Annotated in this window: 27 protein-coding genes; 14 read left to right on the top strand and 13 right to left on the bottom strand. The window is 71.9% G+C overall.

Annotation, left to right across the window (positions count from 1 at the left end; genetic code table 11):
• Nucleotides 1-304: 304 nt before the first annotated feature.
• On the bottom strand, nucleotides 305-1,210 hold the full coding sequence (locus tag QQ657_RS22050) for a phosphatase PAP2 family protein (RefSeq protein WP_434056766.1): 906 nt from the start codon (nucleotides 1,208-1,210) through the stop codon (nucleotides 305-307).
• Between the two features lie 110 nt (nucleotides 1,211-1,320).
• On the opposite strand from QQ657_RS22050, the gene QQ657_RS22045 reads away from it, so the two are divergent.
• From QQ657_RS22045 to QQ657_RS22035, 3 genes are all read left to right on the top strand, one after another.
• Nucleotides 1,321-2,010, top strand: a complete 690-nt coding sequence (locus QQ657_RS22045) for a response regulator transcription factor (RefSeq protein WP_284744090.1) — start codon at nucleotides 1,321-1,323, stop codon at nucleotides 2,008-2,010.
• Between the two features lie 65 nt (nucleotides 2,011-2,075).
• Nucleotides 2,076-3,446 carry an ATP-binding protein gene (locus tag QQ657_RS22040; protein WP_434056767.1) on the top strand — a complete coding sequence of 457 codons (1,371 nt, stop codon included), beginning with the start codon at nucleotides 2,076-2,078 and terminating at the stop codon, nucleotides 3,444-3,446.
• On the top strand, nucleotides 3,443-3,931 hold the full coding sequence (locus QQ657_RS22035) for a hypothetical protein (protein ID WP_284744088.1): 489 nt from the start codon (nucleotides 3,443-3,445) through the stop codon (nucleotides 3,929-3,931). Before QQ657_RS22040 ends, QQ657_RS22035 begins: the two co-directional genes overlap by 4 nt.
• Nucleotides 3,932-3,941: 10 nt before the next feature.
• Here the strand turns inward: QQ657_RS22035 and QQ657_RS22030 are convergent, their stop codons facing one another.
• Both QQ657_RS22030 and QQ657_RS22025 read right to left on the bottom strand, forming a co-directional pair.
• Nucleotides 3,942-4,817, bottom strand: a complete 876-nt coding sequence (locus QQ657_RS22030; protein ID WP_284744087.1) for a methyltransferase domain-containing protein — start codon at nucleotides 4,815-4,817, stop codon at nucleotides 3,942-3,944.
• Between the two features lie 34 nt (nucleotides 4,818-4,851).
• Entirely contained in the window at nucleotides 4,852-5,445 is a 594-nt protein-coding gene (locus tag QQ657_RS22025; protein WP_284744086.1) for an NADPH-dependent FMN reductase, read from the bottom strand.
• Between the two features lie 98 nt (nucleotides 5,446-5,543).
• Between QQ657_RS22025 and soxR the strand changes: the two genes are divergently transcribed.
• Complete coding sequence (soxR, locus tag QQ657_RS22020; protein ID WP_284744085.1) at nucleotides 5,544-6,023, top strand: redox-sensitive transcriptional activator SoxR; 480 nt, start codon at nucleotides 5,544-5,546, stop codon at nucleotides 6,021-6,023.
• On the opposite strand, the gene QQ657_RS22015 is transcribed toward soxR, so the two are convergent.
• The 3 genes from QQ657_RS22015 to QQ657_RS22005 form a co-directional block, all read right to left on the bottom strand.
• Nucleotides 6,020-6,529: a mycothiol transferase gene (locus QQ657_RS22015; protein ID WP_284744084.1), complete on the bottom strand. Its 510-nt coding sequence runs from the start codon at nucleotides 6,527-6,529 to the stop codon at nucleotides 6,020-6,022. The genes soxR and QQ657_RS22015 overlap by 4 nt on opposite strands.
• 71 nt (nucleotides 6,530-6,600) lie before the next feature.
• Nucleotides 6,601-7,137 carry a hypothetical protein gene (locus tag QQ657_RS22010; protein ID WP_284744083.1) on the bottom strand — a complete coding sequence of 179 codons (537 nt, stop codon included), beginning with the start codon at nucleotides 7,135-7,137 and terminating at the stop codon, nucleotides 6,601-6,603.
• A gap of 2 nt (nucleotides 7,138-7,139) precedes the next feature.
• Entirely contained in the window at nucleotides 7,140-7,865 is a 726-nt protein-coding gene (locus QQ657_RS22005) for a hypothetical protein (RefSeq protein ID WP_284744082.1), read from the bottom strand.
• Between the two features lie 259 nt (nucleotides 7,866-8,124).
• Between QQ657_RS22005 and QQ657_RS22000 the strand changes: the two genes are divergently transcribed.
• Together QQ657_RS22000 and QQ657_RS21995 are read left to right on the top strand one after the other, a co-directional pair.
• Nucleotides 8,125-8,865 carry an SDR family oxidoreductase gene (locus tag QQ657_RS22000; RefSeq protein WP_284744081.1) on the top strand — a complete coding sequence of 247 codons (741 nt, stop codon included), beginning with the start codon at nucleotides 8,125-8,127 and terminating at the stop codon, nucleotides 8,863-8,865.
• A 29-nt stretch (nucleotides 8,866-8,894) separates the two neighbouring features.
• Complete coding sequence (locus tag QQ657_RS21995) at nucleotides 8,895-9,779, top strand: SDR family oxidoreductase (RefSeq protein WP_284744080.1); 885 nt, start codon at nucleotides 8,895-8,897, stop codon at nucleotides 9,777-9,779.
• Here the strand turns inward: QQ657_RS21995 and QQ657_RS21990 are convergent.
• Nucleotides 9,763-10,200 carry a DUF6314 family protein gene (locus tag QQ657_RS21990; protein WP_284744079.1) on the bottom strand — a complete coding sequence of 146 codons (438 nt, stop codon included), beginning with the start codon at nucleotides 10,198-10,200 and terminating at the stop codon, nucleotides 9,763-9,765. The genes QQ657_RS21995 and QQ657_RS21990 overlap by 17 nt on opposite strands.
• A gap of 84 nt (nucleotides 10,201-10,284) precedes the next feature.
• Between QQ657_RS21990 and recQ the strand changes: the two genes are divergently transcribed.
• Entirely contained in the window at nucleotides 10,285-12,120 is a 1,836-nt protein-coding gene (gene recQ, locus QQ657_RS21985) for a DNA helicase RecQ (protein WP_284744078.1), read from the top strand.
• Between the two features lies 1 nt (nucleotide 12,121).
• On the opposite strand, the gene QQ657_RS21980 is transcribed toward recQ, so the two are convergent.
• Nucleotides 12,122-12,349, bottom strand: a complete 228-nt coding sequence (locus QQ657_RS21980) for an antitoxin (protein WP_284744077.1) — start codon at nucleotides 12,347-12,349, stop codon at nucleotides 12,122-12,124.
• Between the two features lie 149 nt (nucleotides 12,350-12,498).
• On the opposite strand from QQ657_RS21980, the gene add reads away from it, so the two are divergent.
• Nucleotides 12,499-13,476, top strand: a complete 978-nt coding sequence (add, locus tag QQ657_RS21975) for an adenosine deaminase (protein WP_284744076.1) — start codon at nucleotides 12,499-12,501, stop codon at nucleotides 13,474-13,476.
• On the opposite strand, the gene QQ657_RS21970 is transcribed toward add, so the two are convergent.
• Nucleotides 13,454-14,821 (bottom strand): vWA domain-containing protein, encoded by a 1,368-nt coding sequence (locus QQ657_RS21970; protein ID WP_284744075.1) that lies wholly within the window; start codon nucleotides 14,819-14,821, stop codon nucleotides 13,454-13,456. The two genes, add and QQ657_RS21970, sit on opposite strands and share 23 nt — an antisense overlap.
• Complete coding sequence (locus QQ657_RS21965; RefSeq protein WP_284744074.1) at nucleotides 14,818-15,699, bottom strand: AAA family ATPase; 882 nt, start codon at nucleotides 15,697-15,699, stop codon at nucleotides 14,818-14,820. The genes QQ657_RS21970 and QQ657_RS21965 overlap by 4 nt, the downstream gene beginning before the upstream one ends.
• A 51-nt stretch (nucleotides 15,700-15,750) precedes the next feature.
• Between QQ657_RS21965 and mgrA the strand changes: the two genes are divergently transcribed.
• From mgrA to QQ657_RS21945, 4 genes are all read left to right on the top strand, one after another.
• Nucleotides 15,751-16,806 (top strand): L-glyceraldehyde 3-phosphate reductase, encoded by a 1,056-nt coding sequence (mgrA, locus tag QQ657_RS21960; RefSeq protein ID WP_434056765.1) that lies wholly within the window; start codon nucleotides 15,751-15,753, stop codon nucleotides 16,804-16,806.
• 88 nt (nucleotides 16,807-16,894) lie between these two features.
• Nucleotides 16,895-17,560, top strand: coding sequence for a TetR/AcrR family transcriptional regulator (locus QQ657_RS21955; protein ID WP_284744072.1), 666 nt, complete (start codon nucleotides 16,895-16,897; stop codon nucleotides 17,558-17,560).
• A gap of 15 nt (nucleotides 17,561-17,575) precedes the next feature.
• Nucleotides 17,576-18,445 (top strand): TIGR03564 family F420-dependent LLM class oxidoreductase, encoded by an 870-nt coding sequence (locus QQ657_RS21950; protein ID WP_284744071.1) that lies wholly within the window; start codon nucleotides 17,576-17,578, stop codon nucleotides 18,443-18,445.
• Entirely contained in the window at nucleotides 18,442-18,717 is a 276-nt protein-coding gene (locus tag QQ657_RS21945; protein WP_284744070.1) for a cyclic-phosphate processing receiver domain-containing protein, read from the top strand. The genes QQ657_RS21950 and QQ657_RS21945 overlap by 4 nt, the downstream gene beginning before the upstream one ends.
• Here the strand turns inward: QQ657_RS21945 and sigC are convergent.
• Together sigC and QQ657_RS21935 are read right to left on the bottom strand one after the other, a co-directional pair.
• Entirely contained in the window at nucleotides 18,714-19,265 is a 552-nt protein-coding gene (gene sigC / locus QQ657_RS21940; protein WP_284744069.1) for an RNA polymerase sigma factor SigC, read from the bottom strand. The genes QQ657_RS21945 and sigC overlap by 4 nt on opposite strands.
• A gap of 86 nt (nucleotides 19,266-19,351) precedes the next feature.
• The gene (locus QQ657_RS21935) at nucleotides 19,352-19,864 is read right to left on the bottom strand and encodes a PadR family transcriptional regulator (protein ID WP_284744068.1); all 513 of its coding nucleotides are present in this window, start codon (nucleotides 19,862-19,864) and stop codon (nucleotides 19,352-19,354) included.
• 57 nt (nucleotides 19,865-19,921) lie between these two features.
• Between QQ657_RS21935 and QQ657_RS21930 the strand changes: the two genes are divergently transcribed.
• Both QQ657_RS21930 and QQ657_RS21925 read left to right on the top strand, forming a co-directional pair.
• On the top strand, nucleotides 19,922-20,515 hold the full coding sequence (locus QQ657_RS21930) for a hypothetical protein (RefSeq protein WP_284744067.1): 594 nt from the start codon (nucleotides 19,922-19,924) through the stop codon (nucleotides 20,513-20,515).
• Between the two features lies 1 nt (nucleotide 20,516).
• Entirely contained in the window at nucleotides 20,517-21,797 is a 1,281-nt protein-coding gene (locus tag QQ657_RS21925; RefSeq protein ID WP_284744066.1) for a carotenoid oxygenase family protein, read from the top strand.
• A gap of 4 nt (nucleotides 21,798-21,801) precedes the next feature.
• On the opposite strand, the gene QQ657_RS21920 is transcribed toward QQ657_RS21925, so the two are convergent.
• On the bottom strand, nucleotides 21,802-22,542 hold the full coding sequence (locus QQ657_RS21920; protein WP_284744065.1) for a DUF427 domain-containing protein: 741 nt from the start codon (nucleotides 22,540-22,542) through the stop codon (nucleotides 21,802-21,804).
• Nucleotides 22,543-22,576 lie beyond the last annotated feature (34 nt).

Below are 22,576 nucleotides of genomic sequence, written 5' to 3'. Positions count from 1 at the left end.
TAGTCCCCGGCCGATGACGGACGACCGGGGAAGCACCAGACCTGCAATCAGCGGTGTCGCTCCCCCTGCGGGTCCGGTCGTTGCCGGGTCCGAGAGGGACTGTTACCGCCTACCCTGTTACCAGTCGGTATCTCGATCACTGGATCTCACTTGCAGCCTGAGCCCACCAGGGCCCACTGCCTAGCAATGCGATGCCGATGCCTTCATCGCCGCAATCGGGCACCCGATGTGCTGACGATCCCGGCAGGCGACGCCCACGGTAACACGGTTCCCGGTCACCGCCGGCCGTTCGGTTCGGGGCCGGTCAGCGGCGCCGGAGCCGCCGGACCCGGACCTCCGCCGGGTCGAACGCCACCCGCCTCAGCGGCACCACGAGCAGCAGCACCACCGCCATCGCCGACATCGCGGCGAGCACCATCGCCGCGACGAACTGGGCGGCGCCGGACGTCGCCGTCGCGAGGACCAGATACCCCGCCAGCACCACGGCGACCGGTGCCAGCAAGCCGCAGAGCACCGGTACCGGTGGCACCCGGTCACCGTCGGGGCGGCGGGCGGAGACCACCGCCGCCCCGGCGCAGGTGACCGCGGCGACCAGGAGACAGCCGCCGACGGTGTCGCTCAACCGGTGCCAGCCCAGCGCCACGGCCGCCGCCGAAACCCAGGCGACGCCGACCCCGCCCGCGACCAGGGCCTGCGGGCGGAAGCGGCGCGGCAGCACGATCGCGAGCGCCACCAGCACCGCCATCGCCGCGCTGACGTGCCCGCTGGGAAAACTGTTGTGGCTCGCGACGCCGAGCCGCTCGCCCGTGCTCGGGCGGTCCAGGACGTACAGCTTGAGCAGCTGCGCCACCATCAGCGGCGCGGCGAGCATCAGCAGGGCCGTCACGCCGAGCGCGAACCGCCGCCGCGCCAGGGCGAGCACCACCAGCAGCACCGCGACGCCGCCGAGCACGACCACCAGGTCGGTGTCGCGCAGCGGGGCCGCCCACTCCACCGTCGTCCCCGCGGACTGGGCGCTGCGGACGACGCCGTTCTCGACGCCGCGGCCGGCCTCGGTGCGGACGAAGAGCAGGTAGGCCGCGACGAAGGCGAGGGCGAACCCGGCCGCGCTCGCCGCGAGCACGGCGGTGCGGGACACGGCCCGGGTCACGAGCGCGTGGCGCCCGGCCGGCGGGGTGGCGGGGCGTACCTCGGAGATGATCACTGCCATGTCTCCGAGTCTGGCTCCGGCATTTCGAGATCCCGTCAGAGCGATGTCATGGTTTTGCTACAAGATCCGCCCGGGTCGCCACGACGTGCGCTTTTCCGAATAATGGCGCCGTGGCCGAGGTACTGGTGGTAGAAGACGACGCGGCGGTGCGGGAAGGACTGCAACTGGCCCTGCGCCGGCAGGGACACGTGGTGCACACCGCGGAATCGGGCGAGCTCGGCATCGAGGTGCTCGTGCACCAGCATCCCGACATCGTCGTGCTCGACCTCATGCTGCCCGGCATGGACGGCTTCGAGACGTGCCGCCGGATGCGCGCGTCGGGACCGATCCCGATCATCATGCTCACCGCGCGCAGCGACGACTTCGACGTCGTGGCCGGGCTCGAAGCGGGCGCCGACGACTACGTCGCCAAACCGGTCGAACCCCGGGTGCTGGACGCGCGGATCCGGGCCGTGCTGCGCCGGGCCGTCGCGGAGCGGCCGGACGAGCCGCCGCAGCCCGAGGAACGGCACGGCGACCTGGTCATCGACCGCGCCGGGCTCGAGGTGACCAAGCGCGGCGCCCCGGTGTCGCTGACCCCGACCGAGCTGAAGCTGCTGCTGGAGCTCTCGCGCACGCCCGGGCAGGTGTTCAGCCGCCAGCAGATCCTCTCCGCCGTCTGGGACCACGACTACCTCGGCGACTCGCGGCTCGTCGACGCGTGCGTGCAGCGGCTGCGCGCGAAGATCGAAGACGTGCCGGCGAAGCCGGAGCACGTGCAGACGGTCCGGGGGTTCGGCTACCGGTTCGGCCGGTCGTGATCCGGCAGGTCCGCTCGTGGCTGGCCGGGCTGAGGCCCCGGCTGGTCGCCGCGTTCGCGGTCATCATGATCCTCGGCGCCACCGCCGCGGCCGGCGCGAGCTACGTCTCCGCGCGCAACGCCATCCTCAAGGGCATCCAGGACCAGACGATGCTGAAGCTGCGCGACCAGATCGTCGCGTACCTGCCGACCGTGTCGCTGCCACCGTCCCAAGCCACGCTCGACGCGTTCGCCTCCGCGCTCAAGCCCAGCGGCGCGCTGGTCGTCTACCACGACCTGCACTCGTCTTCGGGCATGTCACTGGACCAGGTGCCCGCCGACCTGCGCCAGGCCGTGGCGACCAGCACGTACACGCAGTTCCAGCGGGTCGACGCCCACGGGTACCCCTGGTTCTTCGTGGGGATCCCGGTGCAGACCGCGACCGGCTCCACGACCGGCCTCGAGGTCTACGCGATGGCCTCGCTGGACCAGCAGCAAGCCGCGATCGACGAACTGGCCCGCCAGGCCTGGCTGGTCTCCGCGCTCGCGCTGCCGTTCGCGGTGGGGGTGGCCCTGCTGGCCGCGCGGCAGGTGCTGCGGCCGGTCCGCGCGCTGAACACCGCGGCCGACCAGCTCGGCCGGGGACGGCTCGACGTGCGGCTGCGCGCCAAGGGCTCCGACGAGCTCGCGCAGCTGGTCACGACGTTCAACCACACCGCGGCGGAGCTGGAGCGCACGGTCGGCACGCTGCGCGCGATGGAGGCCGACGCGCGGCGGTTCGTCGCCGACGTCTCGCACGAGCTGCGGACGCCGCTGGCCGCGATGAACGCCGTCACCGACGTCCTCGACGAGGACGCCGGCCAGCTGCCTGCGGACACCGCAGTCGCCGCACGGCTGGTGTCGGCGGAGACGAAACGGCTGACCCGGCTGGTGCAGGACCTGATCGAGATCTCCCGGTTCGACGCGGGCCGGGCCGAGCTGCGCCGGGAAGAGCTGGACGTCGCCGCCGCAGTCACCGACAGCCTCGCCGCGCGCGGCTGGCAACCCGGTTCCGAAAACTCCACGGACACCGGCGTGGTCGCCGACCTGCCGCCCGGGATCACGGCCGCGCTCGACCGGCGGCGGCTGGACATCGTCGTGGCGAACCTCGTCGGCAACGCGCTGCGGCACGGCGCGCCCCCGGTCGAGGTGACGCTGCGGGCGGAGGGCGGCGACGTCGTGCTGGCCGTCACCGACCACGGGCCGGGCATCCCCGCCGAGGTGCTGCCCCGGATCTTCGACCGCTTCGCCAAGGCGGACACGGCCCGGGCGCGGTCCGAGGGCAGCGGGCTCGGGCTGTCCATCGCGCGCGAGAACGCGCGGTTGCACGGCGGCGACATCGTCGCGGCGAACACCGGCACGGGTGCTCGCTTCGAGCTGCGCCTGCCCCGGGCGGCCCGGTTCGAGGAGGCGCGGTGAAGAAGCTCTTGGTCCTGGTCGTGCTGCTGCTGGTGAGCGCGTGCGGCGTCAAACCGACGGGCGTCGTCCCGGCCGGGCCGGCGCCGACGCTGCGGAACCCGGGCACCAGCGGGCGCGGCACCGACGTGATCCTCTACTTCGTCATGGACGGGCGGGTGGCCCCGGTGACGCGGGCGACCGACAGCACCGCGGGTGTCGAGACGGCGCTGTCGATGCTGCTGGCCGGGCCGACCACCGAAGAGACCGCCGACGGGTACGTGTCGGGCCTTCCGCGCCGGACCGGGCCGATCGTGCTGGATCCCGGCCCGCCGGCGGCGATCTCCTTCTCGTTCCCGCTCAAGCCCATCACGGGTGTCGGGATCAACCAGCTGGTCTGCACGGCGTTCGCGGCGCTGGCGGCCGAGGGCCGGTACTCGACCGAGGCCACCCTTTCGCTCACCGGAACGGACGTCCAGCTGCCGTACCAGACGTGCCAGGCGTCCTGACCGGCTTTGTCTACTGTGGACTGTCCGGCACCGTGGCCGAGGCGACGAAGATCGGGACGGCCAGGAAGAACCGACCCGCCGCGGCCCGCGCCGACTGTTCCCGCAGCCAAGCATCGATCGGCGCCCGCGCCGCGACGCCGACGTCCCGAGCCGCCGCGGCGAGGCCGTCCAGCAGAGGCAGGAAGCTGCCGCCGGTGTCGACCATCGTCCTGACCTCGACGGCGACCTCGGTGAACCCGGCGTCGACCAGCAGGGTGCGGTACTGCCGGGCCGCACGCGGGCCTGCGATCAGGTCGGCGCGGGCGTGGACGATCGCGCGGGTCAGGGCGGGCCGGTCCGAGTCGAGCACGAGGGTGTCCCAGTCCTGCCCGCACAGCACGGCCCGGCCCCCGGGAGCCAGCACCCGCCGAGCCTCCGCGACGGCCGCCGCCGGGTCTGCCAGCTCGTGCAGCACCTTGTCGGCGCGATAGCCCCGGAACTCCCCGTCGGCGAACGGCAGCCGGAGCACGTCGGCCTCGACGAACCCCGCAGCCACGGGAGTACGCACCACCGCGGCAGGTTCGCCGGCCGAGGTGCGCGCCGCGGCGGTGGAGCCGGACGGTCCGCCGTCCGCCCGAGGCATGCTGCCGGGCGCGCGAACCGGCGCGGCACGACCAGCGCTGCGCGACCGCGCCACGGCCAGCATCCCCGGATCGCGATCCACCCCCACCGCGCGCACCCCTCGGCCGCGCAGCTCCACGACCGCCCGTCCACCACCGCAACCGACGTCCAAGACCCGCTCGCCCGGCCGGCACCTCAGCAGCTCGTACGTCGCTTCGCGCAGCTCGCCCGCCCCCGGCAAGGCGTCGGCCCGGTCGAGGCGGGCGAGCAGCTGTTCCGTCGTCATGCCCGCCATCGTCGGCCTTCAAGCCGACCTGAAGTCAAGCTCCGGGGTACGGCCGGGCCGTCCTGGCCTCCGTCAGCGACCGGGCCCACCAGCCCAGCTGGTCGAGCATCACCTTCGCCGCGACCGACGCCGCCTCGTCCGTCGGCTGCCCGTCCGCTCCGAAGCGGGCGTGGGCGCCGTGGAAGCTGACCGTGTCGCGGATCGTCACCGCGTGGAGCTCGGCGAAGACCGCCCTCAGGTGCTCGACCGCGCGCAGGCCACCCGAAATCCCGCCGTACGACACGAACGCGACCGGCTTGGCCGTCCACTCCGCGCGGTGCCAGTCGATCGCGTTCTTCAGCGAGGCCGGATAGCTGTGGTTGTACTCCGGGGTGACCACGACGAACGCGTCCGCCGCGAGAAGCCGCGGCGTCACCTTCGCGATCTCGGCCATGACCGCCGGCGACGGCACGGTGCCGAACGCCGGCAGCGCCAGCGGCAGCTCCGGCTCGGCGAGGTCGACGACGTCGACCTCGAACCCGCCGTGGTCGCCCGCGACACCGGCCAGCCAGTCGGCCACCACCGGGCCGAACCGTCCTTCCCGGACACTTCCCACGATCACCGCGACCCGCACGGGAGCTTCGGACACACTTCCTCCTTGGCACAGCGGCGTTGTTGCCGTCCGGCCCAGGATCAGACCTCAAGCTCGCTTGAAGTCAAGTGCGCGGCTGTGGTTGGCTGGGAAGCATGGTCAACGCCACAGTCCGGACGCTGCCCGATCTCACCGTCGGCGAACTCTCGCGGCGCAGCGGGGTACCTGCGTCGGCGCTGCGGTTCTACGAGGACGAAGGCCTCATCCGCAGCCGCCGCACCGCCGGCAACCAGCGCCGCTACTGCCGGGACGCGCTGCGGCGGGTGACCTTCATCCGGATGTCCCAGCGGGTCGGGATGCCGCTGTCGACAATCCGCGAAGTGCTCGCCCTGCTGCCCGACGACCGCACGCCGACGCGAGCCGACTGGGCGAGGATCTCGCAGTGCTGGCAGGACGACCTGAACGCGCGGATCCGGCAGATGGAACAGCTGCGGGACCAGCTCACCGACTGCATCGGCTGCGGCTGCATGTCCCTGGCCAAGTGCCGGCTCGCCAACCCGGGCGACCGGCTCGGCGCCGACGGGCCCGGCCCGCAGCGGCTGGCCGACCACCGCAGCGAGGGCTACGAAGACTAGCGGCGCTCCAGCACGCCGCGGACGAACATCGCCTGCCCGGCGTGCTGGATGTCGTCGTCGAGGACGCTGACCAGCCGCACGCCCAGCGACACCGGCGGGTCCCAGGCCTCGTCGACGATCCGGTCGAGCGCCGGCTCGTCGAGCCCCTGGAGGAACCGGACGGTCGACTCGTGCACGGCGTCGTAGTACCCGGTGAGCAGGTCCGGCTTGTCGACCCGGACCGCTTCGACGTCGGCCGGGCGGTGCCCGAAGCCGATGTCGCCCGCCGGGAACGGGAGGCCGAACCGCGAAAGCCAGTCCTGGCCGGTCCACACCTGCTCGGTCCCGGCCACGGCGGCGACGTGGTCGTCCTGGACGCGGGTCAGGTGCCACACCAGCCAGGCGATCGAGTTGGCCTCGTCGTCCAGCCGGGTCCGGAGCTGCTCGGCGGTGAGCCCTTCCACCGCCGCGTGCACGTTCTCCCGGACCCGGCCGAACCCGTCGACGAGCAGATCGGCCACGTTCATCGGCTGCCTCCCGTTGCTGAACCCGTTCACCGGCGTGCTACCCGATCATGCCCGCCGGCAAACGGATCCGGCTAGCGCGGCAGCAGCTGGTCGAAGAACGAACGGTAGCGGCGCAGCGCGATCCGCAGCTCCTCGGTGGCCGGTTCACCCTGCCGCCACTGGCCTTCCAGCTCGCTCTTGTGCTCGGCGAACGTGGTGGCCAGGGCGCTGATCACGGCCGCGACCAGCTCGTCGGCCTGGTGCACCGCCTGCTTCGGGTCGTCGACGAAGCCGGTCTGCACGTTCTGCCAGCGGTCCCGGAAGCCGGTGACCTTGTCCTCGTCGATCAGCGGCGGGGCCTCGACGTCACCACCCGACCGCGCGGGTGCCGCCTCCGCGGGTGCCGACTCCGCGTGGGAGTCCTCGGCGGCGGGCTGGGCCGACGCGGAAGCCAGGTCCGCCGTGCTCAGGCCATGGTCGCCGTCACGGTCGCCGTCGTAGGTTTCGCCGGTGCCCGGCTCGCGGAAGTCGGCGTGGTCCCCGGGAACTCCGGCGGTGTCCGGCTCGCGGACGTCCTCGGCGAAGTCGTCATCGTGTTCGGTGCCGTGCCGGGTCAGGTGCTCGGTCATGGTCAGCGTCCTCCGTTCCACTCGGTCCGCGGCTGCGCGGACGCCTGGTGTTCCTGGTGTCCGGTCTCGGGGGTCTCGTGGACCTCGAGCCGGTCGTCATCGCGGGCTTCGGCCTCGCCGCGGCCGGCGTGGTCGCGGTCGTGCCCGTTGCGGTCGTGCCCGTTGCGACGGTCGTGGTGGTCGTGCTGCCGGTCGTCGTCCGCGCCGTCGGTCAGCAGGTCCTCGAAGACGGTGCGGTAGCGGACCATCGCGTCGCGAAGGTCCTCAGTGGACGCTCCGTCGCTCTTCTGCTGCGTGGTGTGCGCGGCGCGGTAGTTCTCGAGGGTCTTGGCGTGCCGCACGGAAAGATCGGCCACCTGCTGCTCGTACCCCTCGGTGGGGTAGCCGCGCTCGCCCATCAGCGCGACGAGGAGATGGTCCGCTTCGGCGACCGCGGTGGACGGCTCGTCGACGAACTTTTCCTGCACCTGCGCCCATTCCCGGGCGTAGCGCTCCCGCACCGACGCCGACAGCGGGCGGATGTCGAGCTCCTTGTGCCGGCGCTCGCGCTCGGCGAGTTCCCGTTGCGCGGCACGCGGGTTGTCGCTCTCCTCGACCGTCCGGTCGTACTCCGGGCCGAACCGCTGCTGCAGGCGCTTCCGCTGCATCTCTTGCGTCACAAGCCAAATCACGGCGCCGAGCACCGCGACGGCCACGACGACGATCACGACGATCAGCCATGTGGGCATTGCAATAACACTCCTTCACGGACGTCGCCCCCGACGCGTCCGGAGTTCCCGCGGACCGGGCTCCGAAACCCGCCGGGACGCGCTCGACCTCGCGATTCGGCCGACCGGCGGCGCGAATACGGCCGGATGCCGCGCCGGCCGCGCGGGTGTAACGACGATAACACCGGAGCACTAGCGTTGTTACCATCGAAGTGCTATCGTCGATAACAGAAAGACGGAAGCGGTGATACAACCACCGCCCTGACCGGAAGAAGGAACCATGAGCACCACCGGAACCCGCGTCGCGATCGTCACCGGCGGCTCCCGCGGCATCGGCCGCCAGGTCGCCGAGCGCCTGGCCGCCGACGGCATGGCGGTCGTCGTCAACTACGCCGGCAACGAGAAGGAGGCCCAGGCCGCCGTCGACGCCATCGCCGAGCGGGGCGGGCAGGCGATCGCCGTCCGCGCCGACGTGGCCGACCCGGCCGCGGTCGCGGAGCTGTTCGACACCGCGGAACGCACTTACGGCGGCGTCGACGTCGTCGCCCACCTGGCCGGCGTCATGAACGCGCCCACCCCGATCGCCGACACCGACTTCGACGTCCTCGACCGCGTGCACCGCACCAACATCCGCGGCACGTTCGCGGTGGCCCAGCAGTCCGCGAAGCGGGTGCGCGACGGCGGCGCGGTGATCACCACCTCGACGTCGGTGCTCGGGCTGAACCTGCCCGGCTACGGCATCTACAACGCCACCAAGGGCGCGGTCGAGGCGATCACCATGATCCTGGCGCGCGAGCTGCGCGGCCGCGACATCACCGTCAACACCGTCGCCCCCGGCCCGACGGCGACCGCGCTGTTCCTCGACGGCAAGGACGAAGAGACCATCGCCCGGATGGCCAAGCAGCCGCCGCTCGAGCGGCTCGGCAAGCCCGAGGACATCGCCGAGGTCGTCGCGTTCCTCGCCGGCCCGGCCCGCTGGGTCAACGGCCAGGTGCTGCGCGCCAACGGCGGAATCGTCTGAGCAACCCATCCAGAGGAAAGGACAGAGTCATGATCATCGTCGTCACCGGCGCCTCCAGCGGGATCGGCGCCCTCTCCGCCCGGGCGCTGGCCCGGGCCGGGCACACCGTCTACGCGGGCATGCGCGACACCGGCGGCCGCAACGCGCCCCAGGTCGAAGCGGCCGCCGCGTTCGCCCGTGAGCACGGCGCCGACCTGCGCACCGTCGAGCTCGACGTCTCCAGCCAGGAGTCGGCCGACGCCGCCATCGAGCGGATCGTCGCCGATCACGGCCGGCTGGACGTCGTCGTCCACAACGCCGGGCACATGGTGCTCGGCCCGGCCGAAGCGTTCACCCCGGAGCAGCTCGCCGAGCTATACGACACCAACGCGATCGGCACCCAGCGCGTCAACCGGGCCGCCCTCCCTCACCTGCGCGCCCAGCGCGACGGGCTGCTGGTGTGGGTGTCGAGCAGCAGCGTCCGCGGCGGCACCCCGCCCTACCTCGCGCCGTACTTCGCGGCGAAGGCGGCGATGGACAGCCTCGCCGTCTCCTACGCCGCCGAAGTGGCCCGGTTCGGCATCGACACCACGATCATCGTGCCGGGCGCGTTCACCTCGGGCACCAACCACTTCCCGAACTCCGGGCACCCGGCCGACGAGGCCGTCGCGACCGCCTACGAGGAGCGGTACGCGGGGCTGATGGACCACGTCGCGGAGAAGCTGGCCGGCATCACGCCCGCCGACGCCGACGTCTCGACGGTCGCCGAGGAACTGGCGCGGGTGGTCGGCCTGCCGAAGGGCGAGCGGCCGTTCCGGGTGCACATCGACCCGTCCGACGACGGCGGGTGGCTGGTCGCGGAGGTCGGCGACCGGATCCGGAGCGAGTTCCTGCGCCGGATCGACCTGGGTGACCTGCTCAGCCCGTCCGCGTGAACCGCGTGACGATCACGTGGTCCTTCGCCGGGCCGCGGACCGCCCACTCCTGCCGCCAGCGCCGCGCGTCGAGCACCCGGTAGCTGCCGCGGTAGAGGTCGTCGCGGCAGGGGTGGTCGGTGTCCCAGCGCCCGGCGCGCAGGTCGAGGGCGTGGAAGAACCCGCCGTGGTCGAAGTGCACATCCGCGCGCCCGGGCGCGGTGGGCCGGTAGTGCAGCGTGCGGGTCACCGGTCCGGTGAACGCAGCGAGCCGCATCTCGCCGGCTTCGCGGTAGACGAGGACGCCGTCCTCCTCGGTGAAGGTGGCGGTGCCGGTCACCTCCCCCGCCGGATCCCCGTCGGCGGTGCGGATTTCGCGGTCGAGCCGCCACTCGCCGCCGAAATGCGCGGCGAGATCGGGCACCGGGAAGCACTCGTCCATCACGACCAGTGTGCACCCGCCGGATCCCGCCGCGCCGGAGAGGGCGGCCGGAAGTTGTCGGACCCCCGCTCTAGACTCGGCCGGGTGGCAGAGACCGAGTTCGCGACCGTGTCCGACGCGCTGGAGACCCTCCGGCGCGTGTTCGGCTACGACGCCTTCCGCGGTGACCAGGCGGCGATCGTCGAGCACGTGATCGCGGGTGGTGACGCGCTCGTGCTGATGCCCACCGGTGGCGGGAAGTCGTTGTGCTACCAGATTCCCGCGCTGGTGCGGCCCGGTGTGGGCGTGGTGGTGTCCCCGCTGATCGCGCTGATGCAGGACCAGGTCGACGCCTTGCGCAACGCCGGCGTCCGCGCCGGTTTCCTCAACTCCACGCAGGACTACGCGGCCCGCCAGGAGGTCGAGTCGGCGTTCCTGTCCGGCGAGCTCGACCTGCTCTACCTGGCCCCGGAACGGCTTTCGGTCGAGTCCACCGTGCGGCTGCTCGACCGCGGCAAGATCTCGCTGTTCGCGATCGACGAGGCGCACTGCGTCGCCCAGTGGGGCCACGACTTCCGGCCCGACTACCTCCAGCTCTCCGCGCTGCACGAGCGCTGGCCGGACGTGCCGCGGATCGCGCTGACCGCGACGGCCACCGAAGCCACGCACAAGGAGATCGCGGCGCGGCTGAACCTCGACGAGGCCCGCCACTTCGTCGCGAGCTTCGACCGGCCGAACATCCAGTACCGGATCGTCGGCAAGAACTCGCCGCAGCGGCAGCTGCTGGAGCTGCTGCGCACCGAGCACCAGGGTGACGCGGGGATCGTCTACTGCCTGTCCCGGAACTCGGTGGAGAAGACCGCGGAGTTCCTGGTGCAGAACGGGATCCCGGCGGTGCCGTACCACGCGGGCCTCGACGCGCGCACCCGTGCGAAGCACCAGTCGCGGTTCCTGCGCGAGGACGGCCTGATCGTGGTCGCGACGATCGCGTTCGGCATGGGCATCGACAAACCGGACGTCCGGTTCGTCGCGCACCTCGACCTGCCGAAGTCCGTCGAGGGCTACTACCAGGAGACCGGCCGGGCGGGGCGCGACGGCCTGCCGTCGACGGCCTGGCTCGCGTACGGGCTGCAGGACGTCGTGCAGCAGCGCAAGATGATCGACACGTCCGAGGGCGACGACGCGCACCGGCGGCGGCTGGGCGCGCACCTGAACGCGATGCTCGCGCTGTGCGAGACGGTGGAATGCCGCCGCGTGCAGATCCTCAACTACTTCGGGCAGAAGGCCGAGCCCTGCGGCAACTGCGACACGTGCCTGAGCCCGCCGGAGAAGTTCGACGGCACGATCCCGGCGCAGAAGCTGCTGTCGACGATCGTGCGGCTGCGGAACGAGCGGCGGCAGAAGTTCGGCGCCGGCCAGGCGATCGACATCCTGCTCGGCAAGTCCACACCGAAGGTCACGCAGTTCCAGCACGACACGCTCAAGACGTTCGGCATCGGCACCGAGCTGCGCGAGCCGGAGTGGCGCGCGGTGGTGCGGCAGCTGCTGGCCCAGGGCCTGCTCGCGGTCGAAGGCGACTACGGCTCGCTGGTGCTCACCGAGGCCAGCGCCGAAGTGCTGGGCGGTGACCGCGAGGTGATGCTGCGCCGCGAGCCCGAGCGCGCGGCGGCCGCGAAGGTCCGGGGCACCCGCAAGGCCGCCCCCGCGGCGGACTTGCCCGCGGAGGCGGCCCCGTTGTTCGAGCGCCTGCGTGCCTGGCGGGCCGGCGTCGCGAAGGAGCAGGGTGTCCCCGCGTACGTGATCTTCCACGACGCGACCCTGCGCCAGATCGCCACGCAACGGCCGTCTTCACTGGCCGACCTGGGCACGGTCAGCGGCGTCGGCGAGAACAAGCTCGCCAAGTACGGCGAGGGCGTCCTCGAGGTCCTGACCGCCGAGTGACCTAGCGGGTGGCCGGCCCCGGCCCCGGGTGCCCGTCCGGCCCGGTCACGGAGTTGACCTTGCGGACCGCGCCGGCGATCTGCTCGTGGTACTTGCCCTTGGTCTTGTCGTCGACGAACTTGGCCGCCTTGCCGACGGCCCCGTTCACCTTTTCGGGGTTCTTCTTGGCGTACGCGCGGGCGGCGCCGGCCGCGCCGGCCAGCACGGTGAGCTTGCGCAGGAAAGCCATGGTCGTCTCCCTCGTCGGTGTGCGGTCATCCTGACAACGCGGACGAACCACCCGGAGGTTCCCCGTGTGACCCAGACCAAACCTGCCCGCCGTGGCGCTGGGCCGGAAATCGCGCGCGCACCTGGGCGGGCGCGCCTAGGCTCACGATCATGCGCGACCTGGCCGCCCTGCCGAAGGCCCACCTGCACGTCCACCTGGAGAGCACGATCCGGCCGGACACGCTCCGTGAGCTCGGCGCGGCCAACGGCGTCGATGTCCCGGCCGAGCCTCCGGTGTTCGACGGCTTCCGCGCCTTCGCCGACTACAACGCGCTCGTCCGGGCGTGCCTCCGGCGTCCGGAGGACTTCGAGCGGATCGCCCGCGAGTACTGCGAAGACGAAGCCGCCCAGGGCACGCGCTATGCGGAAGTCACGTTCACCGCGGCGTCGCACGGGGAACGCCTGGGCGACCTCGAGATGCCGCTCGACTCCGTCCTCAAAGGACTGAACGCGAGCACTGCCGGGCTCGGGTGGCGGCTGCTGCTGGACCACTCGCGACGCCGCTCGGTCGAACGCGCCGAACGCACCCTCGACCTCGCGCTGAAGTACGACGAAGTCTTCGCGATCGGCATGGCCGGCGAGGAAAACCACTCCCTGCAGCCTTTCGCGACGGTCTTCGAGAAGGCCCGCGCGGCCGGCGTCCACCTGCTGCACCACACCGGCGAGGACGCCGGCCCGGACAGCATCCGCGAAGCCTTCGACGTCGGCCGCACCGAACGGCTGGGCCACGGCATCCGCGTCCTCGAAGACCCCGCACTGGTCGCCGAGGTCCGCGACCGGGGGCTGGCGCTGGAGGTCTGCCCGTCGTCGAACGTGACGCTGGGGCTGGTTCCGTCACTGCCCGAGCACCCCCTCCCCCGGCTCCTCGACGCGGGGCTGACGGTCACGCTCAACACCGACGTCCCGTCGGTCACCGGCGCGAACCTGGCAACGGAGTACGCCCGCGTCCGGGACGCCTTCGGCTACGACGACGCGGCGATGGCGGACTTCGCGCGGGCGAGCGTCACCGCGTCCTTCGCGCCCGAAGCGACGAAGGAAGCGATGCTGCGCGGCATCGACGCGTGGCTCACACCGGCAGCAGGCGGGTGACCAGTGTGCCGAGCTGGTGCACCGTGCGGCACTCGTGCATCTCGACGACGTCGGCGTACTCCAGCGCCGCCGAGTCGCCGGTCGACCACAGCGAGCGGCGCTCCGGGTTCAGCCAGTAGACGTGCCGGGCGCGGGCCTTGATCTCGCGGACGGCGTCGAGGTTCGGGTCACCGCCGTTCGTGCGGGCGTCGCCGAGGATCAGCACCGACGTCCGCGGGCCGACCGCGTCGAGCCAGTTCGCCGTGAACTGGCGCAGTGAGCCGCCGTAGTCGCTGTGGCCGTCCCAGCGCACCAGCGCCGCCTCGGACAGCATCCGCGCGCCCAGGTGCTCGGGGTCGGCCGCGCCGCCGGTGACCAGGTGGGTGACCTCGTCGGCGCTGTCGACGAACGCGAACACGCGGATCTTGCTGAACTGGTCGCGCAGGGCCTGCACCAGCAGCATGGTGAAGTTCGCGAACCCCGCCACGGACCCGGAAAGATCGCACAGCAGCACGATCTCGGGCCGGCCGGGCCGCCGGTGGCGGTAGGCCGGGCGCAGCGGCACCCCGCCGGTCGACAGCGACCGGCGCAAGGTGCGGCGAAGGTCGATCTGCCCGCGCGTGGTGCGCTTGCGGCGGGCGGCGAGGCGCGTCGCGAGCTTGCGCGACAACGGCTGGATCGTCCGGCGCAGCTCGGCGAGCTGGGTGCGGCTGGCGATGAGGAAGTCGACGCGGTCGGGCGCGGGCGCGATGGCGTGCTTGGCCACGCGCTCACGGCCCCGGACCTCGGCCGCGCGCCGGCGCGCCTCGGTGCGGACCTGCCCGCGGAAGCCTTCGACGCGGCGCCGGATCTCGTCGCGGTCGAACCGGTCGGTGAACTCGCCGCGCACGCCGCCTCCGCGCACCGCGGCCAGCACCCGCGCGATCAGCGTCTGCGGCTGGAGCCGCTCCAGGGTCTGGTGGGCCGAGAAGCCGCCACCGGGACCGGACGCCGAGCCGTACTGGCCGAGCATGTCGACCGCGAGCCCGGCGAGCTGGGCCAGCGCCTGCTGGTCGCCGTCCGCGAGCGCGGCGGCGAGCTCCTCTCGCAGCTCCTCCAGCGTCGACGGCTGGTCTTCGCGAGCCCGCTCGGGCGCACCGATCCCGGCCGGGAAGTACAGGTCGAACGCGGCGTCGAACACCGCGCGCTGCCCGCCGCGCCGGACCAGCGCCGCGGCCAGCCCTTCGCGGACCAGCTCGCGGTCGTCGAACCCGAGGACTTCGAGCGCGGCCGCGGCGTCGACCGTCTCGGCGGGGCCGGCCGGGATGCCCTGGGCCCGCAGGGCCCGGACGAACGACGCGAGCCGCTCCGGCACGCCGCCGGTCACGACGCGTCCAGGACCTGTTCGAGCTTCAGGCCGGCACCGGCCTTGGCGATGTCGTCCTGGTGCTTGAGGACGACGCCGAGGCTTTCGCGGACGACCTGCTCGTCCAGCGTCGACGCGCCGAGCGCGAGCAGCGTGCGTGCCCAGTCGATGGTCTCGGCGACCGAGGGCAGCTTGCGCAGGTCCATCGCGCGCAGGGCGGCGATCACCCGGACGACCGAATCGGCGAGCGCGGCGTCGATGCCGGGGACCTTGAGCCGGACGATCTCGCGTTCCAGCTCCTCGTCCGGGAAGTCGATGTGCAGGAACAGGCACCGGCGGCGCAGCGCTTCGGACAGCTCGCGCGTCGCGTTGGAGGTCAGGACGGCGAACGGCGCGCGCGTCGCGGTGATCGTGCCCAGCTCCGGCACGGTCACCTGGAAGTCGCCGAGCACCTCCAGCAGCAGGCCTTCGACCTCCATGTCGGCCTTGTCGGTCTCGTCGATGAGCAGCACGGTCGGCTCGTCCGAGGAGATCGCGGTGAGCAGCGGGCGGCGCAGCAGGAACTCCTCGCCGAAGATGTCGGTGCGGGCGTCCTCCCACGTCTCGTCGCGGCCGGCGGTGATCCGCAGCAGCTGCTTCGCGTGGTTCCACTCGTACAGCGCGCGGGCCTCGTCGATGCCCTCGTAGCACTGCAGGCGCACCAGCCGCGAGCCGCTGACCTGTGCGACGGCCTTGGCGAGCTCGGTCTTGCCGACGCCGGCGGGGCCTTCGACGAGCAGTGGTTTGCCGAGCCGGTCGGCCAGGAACACCGTGGTCGCCACCGCCGTCGAGGCCAGGTAGCCGGCCTCGGCCAGTTTCGCCGACACGTCGTCGACGGAGGTGAAGAATCCGGTGCCCACCGATGGCCTCCTAAGCGCTCGCTCACCCCGGACTGTACCGGACTGGCGGGTATGTCCAGGAGAGCTAGCATCGGCCGCGTGACCTACGTTGCGGCTTCCGGCCGATACGAATCGATCCCCTACCGGCGCTGCGGGCGGTCCGGGCTCAAGCTGCCCGTGATCTCGCTCGGGCTGTGGCACAACTTCGGCCACGACAAGCCCCTGCAGACCCAGCGCGAGATCACCCGCCGCGCGTTCGACCTCGGCATCACGCACTTCGACCTGGCCAACAACTACGGCCCGCCGTACGGCTCGGCGGAGGAGAACTTCGGGCGGCTGCTGGCCACCGACTTCAAGCCGTACCGCGACGAGCTGGTCATCTCCACCAAGGCGGGCTACGACATGTGGCCCGGCCCGTACGGCGAGTGGGGCTCCCGCAAGTACCTGCTGTCCTCGCTGGACCAGTCGCTCGGCCGCCTGGGCCTGGACTACGTCGACATCTTCTACTCGCACCGGTTCGACCCCGAGACGCCGCTGGAGGAGACGGTCGGAGCGCTCGACTCCGCCGTCCGCGCCGGGAAAGCGCTCTACGTCGGGATTTCGTCGTACAACTCGGAGCGGACCGCGGAGGCGGCCCGGCTGCTGCGCGAGCTCGGCACGCCGCTGCTGATCCACCAGCCGTCGTACTCGATGCTGAACCGCTGGATCGAGGAGGACGGCCTCCTGGACGCCCTCGACGAGGCGGGCGCGGGCTGCATCGCGTTCTCGCCGCTGGCGCAGGGGCTGCTGACGGACAAGTACCTGACCGGCGTCCCCGCGGATTCGCGGGCGGCACAGGGCAAGTCCCTCGACCCGGACACCCTGGACGAGAACCGCCTCGGCCGGGTCCGCGCACTCAACGAGATCGCCGGGCGCCGCGGGCAGTCGCTGGCGCAGCTGGCGCTCGCGTGGGCGTTGCGCGACCACCGCGTGACGTCGGTGCTGATCGGTGCCAGCAGCGTCAAGCAGTTGGAGGACAACGTCGGCGCGCTGGGCAACCTCGACTTCAGCTCCGAAGAGCTGACCGAGATCGACGGCCACGCCACCGACGCGGGCATCAACCTCTGGAAGCGGTCCTCGGACGGCTGACGGCTGACTACGGCGGGGCGCCTGGTGCGTCCCGCCGTTTTCGGCTCGACGTTTGACCAGATTTCGTATTTGGTCATATGATGGGGTCATGCCTCCTGTCGAAGACCGCGCCGAGCGGGCCGAGCGGATCCTCGACGCGGCCGCCGACCTGCTGCTGCGCGTGGGCTACCGGCGCACGACCATCGAGGACGTCGCCGAGCGCGCGGACGTCGGCAAGGGGACCGTCTACCTGCACTGGAAGAACCGCGAGGAGCTGTTCCTCGCGGTTCTGCTCCGGGAGTCCGTGCGCAGCATCGAGGACCTCGTCCGGGCGGTCGAAGCGGACCCGCTCGCCGCGCGGCTGTCGCGGCTGACCGAGGTCCAGTACACGAACGTGCTGGGGCGGCCGCTGCTGCGCGCGGGGTACGCCGACGACGCCGACACGCTCGGGAAGCTCCTGCCGAAGCTGCACGCCAAGCTCGACCCGCGCCACGACGAGGCGTTCGTCGAGTACCTCGAACTGCTGGCGGGCAACGACCTGCTGCGCGCCGACCGGCCGGCCCGGGAGCTCGCCGTCGCCTACCAGGCGGTGCTGCACGGCTTCCTCGTCAGCGTTCCGCCGGCGGAGCCCGCGTTGATCGCCGACACCGTCGCGCACGCCTTCGAGCCGGTCGCCGTCTCGACGATGCGACTGCGCGAGGTGGCGCCGCGGGTCATCGCGCTGTTCACCGAATCCGTCGCGCTCGACCGGAAGCAGCTCGAGCGCGCGTACTGAGTACTGGGAGGAAACATGCGCACGGGGATTTTGATCGACGAACTCGGTGTGGGCTTCGACGGGATGACCGCGCAAGCACGCGAAACCGCGAAGCTCGGCTACGGCACGTTGTGGCTGGCACAGCGCGGCGGCTGGGACGCGCTCACGGCGTTGCCCGCGCTCGGCGCCGCGGCGCCCGGCGTCGAACTGGGCACGTGCGTCGTGCCGACCTACCCGCGGCACCCGATCACGATGGCGGCGCAGGCGCTGACCGTCCAGGCCGCGACCGGCGCGCCGGTCCACCTCGGCGTCGGGCTGAGCCACCGGTACATCGTCGAGCGGGAGTTCGGGTACTCCTACGAGCGGCCGCTGCGGCACCTGCGCGAGTACCTCGAAGCGCTGAACCCGTTGCTGCGCGGCGAAAAGGCGGCCGTCCACGGCGAGACGCTCACCGCGGCGGGCGGCCTGACCACGCCGGGCGCGTCCCGGCCGGCGGTCCTGGTCGGCTCGGTCAGCCCGGGTTCGACGCGCCTGGCGGGCGAGCTGGCCGACGGTGTGATCACGACGTGGGCCGGCCCGCGCGCGATCGGCGAGTTCGTGGTGCCGACGCTGGGTCCCGGCCGGCGGGTCGTCTCGGGTCAGCTGATCTGCGTGACGTCCGAAGTGGACGAACGCCGCGCATGGGTGGAAGAAACTTACGGCGCGGCAGCGGAGGTCCCAGCGTACCGGTCCATTTTGGACCGTGATGGCTACGCCCGCGCCTCCGACAGCGCGATCGTGGGCGACGAGGAAACGGTGCGCCGTCAGGTGAAGTCCCTCGAAGACGCGGGCGCGACCGAGTTGCTGGTGATGCCGTTCGGATCGGCGGCGGAGCAGGCCCGGACACGCGAACTGCTGGCCGCATGACCGGGCTCTGGGTCGACGACCTCCGGCCGGCGCCGCCGGGCTGGACGTGGGCGAAGTCGAGCGAGGAGGCGATCGCACTGCTCACGGACGGCGAGTTCACGGCAATCTCGCTGGACCACGACCTCGGCGGCGGCGACACGACCCGCCCGGTCGTGCTCTGGCTGTGCGAGAACGACCGCTGGCCGGTGGAGGTCAGAGTGCACACGGCGAACCCGGTGGGCCGAGAGTGGCTCACCGGCATGGCGCGGCGATACGGACCCAGGGTCCGCTAACCGGCACCGCGGGCTCGACGGGCCTGGACCAAGTCCTCCCGGGCGCGGGCGACGCGAGACCGGACCGTGCCGACCGGGCAGCCGCACACGTCAGCAGCCTCGGCGTAAGACAAGCCGAGGACCTGGGTCAGCACGAGGACTTCGCGCCGTTCCGGGTCGAGGCCGTCGAGCAGCAGGCCCAGCTCGACGAGCTCCTCGAAGCCGGCCGCCGGGTCGCGGGTGCGCTCGGCGGCGGCTTCCCAGTCCGTGTCCGCGATCTTGGGCCGAGCGCCCGCGGCCCGGATCTGGTCGACGACGACCCGGCGTGCGATCGACAGCAGCCACGTCCGCGACGACGAACGGCCGGCGAAGCGGCGAAGGCTGCCGAACGCGCGGAGGTAGGTCTCCTGCGTCAGGTCGTCGGCCGAGGAAGCGTCGGCGAGGTGGGCGAGGAAGCGCCAGACGTCGGCCTGCGTCGCGCGGACCCACTCCTCCAAGGCCCGCCGATCGCCACGGCCCGCCGCCATCGCCAAGGCCGTGACGCGCTCGTCGTCCTCACCGCGGGTCATGATCCGGAACTTAGCAGTGACGGCGAGCCTCGCGATTCCGCCGTCCGGCTGGTGGGAGACGCGCGGTATAGGGCGTTATACGACCCTCACTCGACCTGCTTGACCGCCCACTCCGCCCACTCGCGCTGCATGGCCGAGAACCGCTTGCCCCACTCGAGAACCAGCCGGCCGTAGACCGAGGCATCGTCGTCACCCCAGTCGATCGACGCCTCCAGCTCCTCCAGACGCCCGGACCGGCGCCGGCCCGTCTCGCCCAGGTACTCCAGATACTCCCGGGCCCGCTCCGGGCCGACCACCCCGAGGAAATACACCCGCAACAGCGACTCGTTGCGCGTCACGCGGTTCGGCTCGACGTCGACCAGCCAATGCCGCAGCTCCGTGCGGCCGGCCTCGGTGATCTCGTACTCCTTGCGCCCGCGTGGCCCCTCCGCGTGGACGCGGATCTGCCCCGCCGCCTCGAGCTTGCCGAGCTCGCCGTAGAGCTGGCTCTGCGTGGCCGCCCAGACGTTGGACATCGCCTGCTCGAAGCGTTTCAGCAGGTCATAGCCGCTCATCGGGTGCTCTTCCAGGAGGCCGAGGACAGCGTGGCGCAAGCTCATGCCCTCAGTCTGACATTCCACTCTTGACATGTCTACCCAGGAGCTTCTAGTTTCGACATGTCAAAGTTGGAACGTCCGGGGGAGACCGGCATGAACTACCTGAAGAGCTTCCTTCCGTGGATCGCGTTCGCCGTGGTCGCGACGCAGTTCGACTGGCGCTGGTCCGGCCTGACCGGGCTCGTCCTCTCGGCCGCGCTCCTGCTGAACGCCCGCCGCGAAGGCCGCAAGGCGGACGCCCTCATCATCGAGTGGAGCGCGCTCGCCTTCTTCGCCCTGCTCACGACCACCGCGTTCGCCTTCCCGGCGTCGCCGCTCAAGACCTACACCGGCGCGCTCACCGACGCCTGGCTGGCGCTGACCGCCTGGGGCTCGCTCGCCATCGGAAAACCGTTCACCCTCGGCATCGCCCGCACGATGACGCCGCCGGAGCTCTGGGGCAACCCGGTCTTCAAGCGCGTCAACGCGGTCATCACGCTCGTGTGGGCCGCGAGCTTCACCGTCACCGGCCTCGCCGGCGTCGCGCTCCTGCACTTCGCGCCGCACGCGACCGCCGCCCTGATCACGCTCAAGGTCCTCGGCTTCGCCGTGCCCGTCGCCTTCACCGTCCGCTACCTGCGCATCGTGCGCGCCCGAGCCGAAAAGGCCGCCTGACATGACCACCAGCGACTTCCACCTGAGCGGTGCCTACGCCCCCGTCCACGACGAGCTGACCGCGTTCGACCTCCCCGTCACCGGCACGCTCCCGCCCGAGCTGACCGGCTGGTACCTGCGCAACGGCCCGAACCCGCGCGAGGACAGCAAGCACTGGTTCACCGGCGACGGCATGGTCCACGGCGTCCGGCTCGAGAACGGCCGCGCCGCCTGGTACCGCAACCGGTGGGTGCGCACCGACAGCTTCGACGACCCGGATCTCAAGCTGTACAACGAAGACGGCACGCGCAACCTCCACGCCAGCGTCGCGAACACGCACGTGGTGAACCACGCCGGCCGCACGCTCGCGCTCGTCGAATCCTCGCTGCCGTACGAGATCACGACCGACCTGGAAACCGTCGGCGCCTACGACTTCGGCGGCGAGCTGGCCGACTCGATGACCGCGCACCCGAAGATCTGCCCCACGACCGGGGAGCTGCACTTCTTCGGCTACGGCAGCATCACCGCGCCGCACGTCAGCTACTACCGCGCCGACGCCGCCGGCAAGCTCGTGGTCAAACAGCCCATCGACGTCCCGGGGCTGACGATGATGCACGACTTCGCGCTCACCGCGGAGCACGCCGTCTTCTACGACCTCCCGGTGGTGTTCGACCACGCGTCGGTCGGCAAGGGCATGCCCTACCGCTGGGACGCGGGCTACGGCGCCCGGCTCGGCGTGCTGCGCCGCGACCGGCCCGAAGCCGGCGTGCGCTGGCTGGAGATCGAGCCCTGCTACGTCTTCCACACGCTCAACGCCTTCGACACCCGGGACGGCCGGATCGTCGTGCACGTCCTGCGCTACGACCACCAGTGGCAGGCGGGCCACGACGACCCGCCGGCGTTCCTGTACCGGTGGACCATCGATCCCGTCGCCGGGACGGTGACCGAGGACCGGCTCGACGACCGGCCCGGCGAGTTCCCCCGCATCGACGACCGGCTCGCCGGGTCCGACGCGCGTTTCGGGCACGTCACCGGCCACGACGTCCTGCGCCGCTACGACCTGCACGCGGGGACGGCCACCGAGCACGTCTTCGGCGAAGGGCGGGTGCCCGGCGAGGCGGTGTTCGTCCCGGCGGAGCACGGCGAAGGCTGGCTGCTGACCTACGTCTACGACGCGGCCGAGGACCGCAGCGACCTCGTCGTGCTCGACGCCGGGGACGTCGCCGCCGCGCCGGTCGCCACGGTCCACCTGCCGCAGCGCGTTCCCGCGGGCTTCCACGGGAACTGGCTGCCGGACGCGTGACGCGTCAGGCGAACTTGGTCTTCGGCCGCTCCTGCCGGACGTCGTCGACGAAGACGTCGACCTTCTCGTCGAGGAACGCCACCAGGCCCGCGGCGCGTTCGCTCTCCGGCAGCGGCGTCGGGTAGCTCCACGCGAGGTCCCCGTGCCCGGCCACGTCGAAGTGGTCGGCGGCGCCCTTGTACGGGCAGTGCGTCACCGTGTCGATCTTCTCGAGCAGGTCCATCCGGACGTCGACGCGCGGCAGGTAGTACCGGGTCGGCAGGCCGGTCTCGAAGAGCAGGTGCGGCCGCACGGTGTCGGCGACGGTGACGCCGTCGACCTCGATGCGCACGTGGCGCGAGCTCGGCAGGATGTCGACGCGGACGCCGGGGTCGCGCGGGTGCGTGAAGATCTGTTCGTCCTCCTCGAACCAGTCGAACGCGCCGAAGTCGAAGCGGACGTGGTCGCGGAGCTCCTCGAGGGGCGAATCCGGGTATTCCAGCGCGGCGTCCACCGCCTCGGCTCCGCCACCCTTTATCGTCGACAGAACGCCTTCTCCGCGGCTGGGCGAATGCGACGTCCGGCCGGAGGGGGCGAGAACGCCGCTGACGACGTCCGCGCGCGGGAAGTAGTACGTCGGGTAGTAAGAAACTTCCCACACCAGAAGGGGGTGCACCGTGTCCGCGACGACCTGGCCGCCGAGGAACACGCGTACCCGCTTCGCGCCTTGTGCCACGCGGACCCGGCCGCGTACCGGAGTGCTCATGCCCCGGTCAACGGGTCCCGAAGCGAGCGTATTC

This window comes from Amycolatopsis ponsaeliensis (assembly GCF_030182635.1).
Taxonomy (GTDB): Bacteria; Actinomycetota; Actinomycetes; order Mycobacteriales; family Pseudonocardiaceae; genus Amycolatopsis; species Amycolatopsis ponsaeliensis.
The sequence above is the reverse complement of the archived record's forward strand: the minus strand, read 5'-3'. Positions and strand labels throughout refer to the sequence as shown.

Coding starts and splice junctions, on each gene's coding strand:
- QQ657_RS22050 (WP_434056766.1), bottom strand. CDS start 1,210: ATGGCAGTGATCATCTCCGAGGTACGCCCCGCCACCCCGCCGGCCGGG.
- QQ657_RS22040 (WP_434056767.1), top strand. CDS start 2,076: ATGATCCTCGGCGCCACCGCCGCGGCCGGCGCGAGCTACGTCTCCGCG.
- QQ657_RS22030 (WP_284744087.1), bottom strand. CDS start 4,817: ATGACGACGGAACAGCTGCTCGCCCGCCTCGACCGGGCCGACGCCTTG.
- soxR (WP_284744085.1), top strand. CDS start 5,544: ATGGTCAACGCCACAGTCCGGACGCTGCCCGATCTCACCGTCGGCGAA.
- QQ657_RS22015 (WP_284744084.1), bottom strand. CDS start 6,529: ATGAACGTGGCCGATCTGCTCGTCGACGGGTTCGGCCGGGTCCGGGAG.
- QQ657_RS22010 (WP_284744083.1), bottom strand. CDS start 7,137: ATGACCGAGCACCTGACCCGGCACGGCACCGAACACGATGACGACTTC.
- QQ657_RS22005 (WP_284744082.1), bottom strand. CDS start 7,865: ATGCCCACATGGCTGATCGTCGTGATCGTCGTCGTGGCCGTCGCGGTG.
- QQ657_RS22000 (WP_284744081.1), top strand. CDS start 8,125: ATGAGCACCACCGGAACCCGCGTCGCGATCGTCACCGGCGGCTCCCGC.
- QQ657_RS21995 (WP_284744080.1), top strand. CDS start 8,895: ATGATCATCGTCGTCACCGGCGCCTCCAGCGGGATCGGCGCCCTCTCC.
- QQ657_RS21990 (WP_284744079.1), bottom strand. CDS start 10,200: ATGGACGAGTGCTTCCCGGTGCCCGATCTCGCCGCGCATTTCGGCGGC.
- QQ657_RS21980 (WP_284744077.1), bottom strand. CDS start 12,349: ATGGCTTTCCTGCGCAAGCTCACCGTGCTGGCCGGCGCGGCCGGCGCC.
- add (WP_284744076.1), top strand. CDS start 12,499: ATGCGCGACCTGGCCGCCCTGCCGAAGGCCCACCTGCACGTCCACCTG.
- mgrA (WP_434056765.1), top strand. CDS start 15,751: ATGTCCAGGAGAGCTAGCATCGGCCGCGTGACCTACGTTGCGGCTTCC.
- QQ657_RS21955 (WP_284744072.1), top strand. CDS start 16,895: ATGCCTCCTGTCGAAGACCGCGCCGAGCGGGCCGAGCGGATCCTCGAC.
- QQ657_RS21950 (WP_284744071.1), top strand. CDS start 17,576: ATGCGCACGGGGATTTTGATCGACGAACTCGGTGTGGGCTTCGACGGG.
- QQ657_RS21945 (WP_284744070.1), top strand. CDS start 18,442: ATGACCGGGCTCTGGGTCGACGACCTCCGGCCGGCGCCGCCGGGCTGG.
- sigC (WP_284744069.1), bottom strand. CDS start 19,265: ATGACCCGCGGTGAGGACGACGAGCGCGTCACGGCCTTGGCGATGGCG.
- QQ657_RS21935 (WP_284744068.1), bottom strand. CDS start 19,864: ATGAGCTTGCGCCACGCTGTCCTCGGCCTCCTGGAAGAGCACCCGATG.
- QQ657_RS21930 (WP_284744067.1), top strand. CDS start 19,922: ATGTCAAAGTTGGAACGTCCGGGGGAGACCGGCATGAACTACCTGAAG.
- QQ657_RS21925 (WP_284744066.1), top strand. CDS start 20,517: ATGACCACCAGCGACTTCCACCTGAGCGGTGCCTACGCCCCCGTCCAC.
- QQ657_RS21920 (WP_284744065.1), bottom strand. CDS start 22,542: ATGAGCACTCCGGTACGCGGCCGGGTCCGCGTGGCACAAGGCGCGAAG.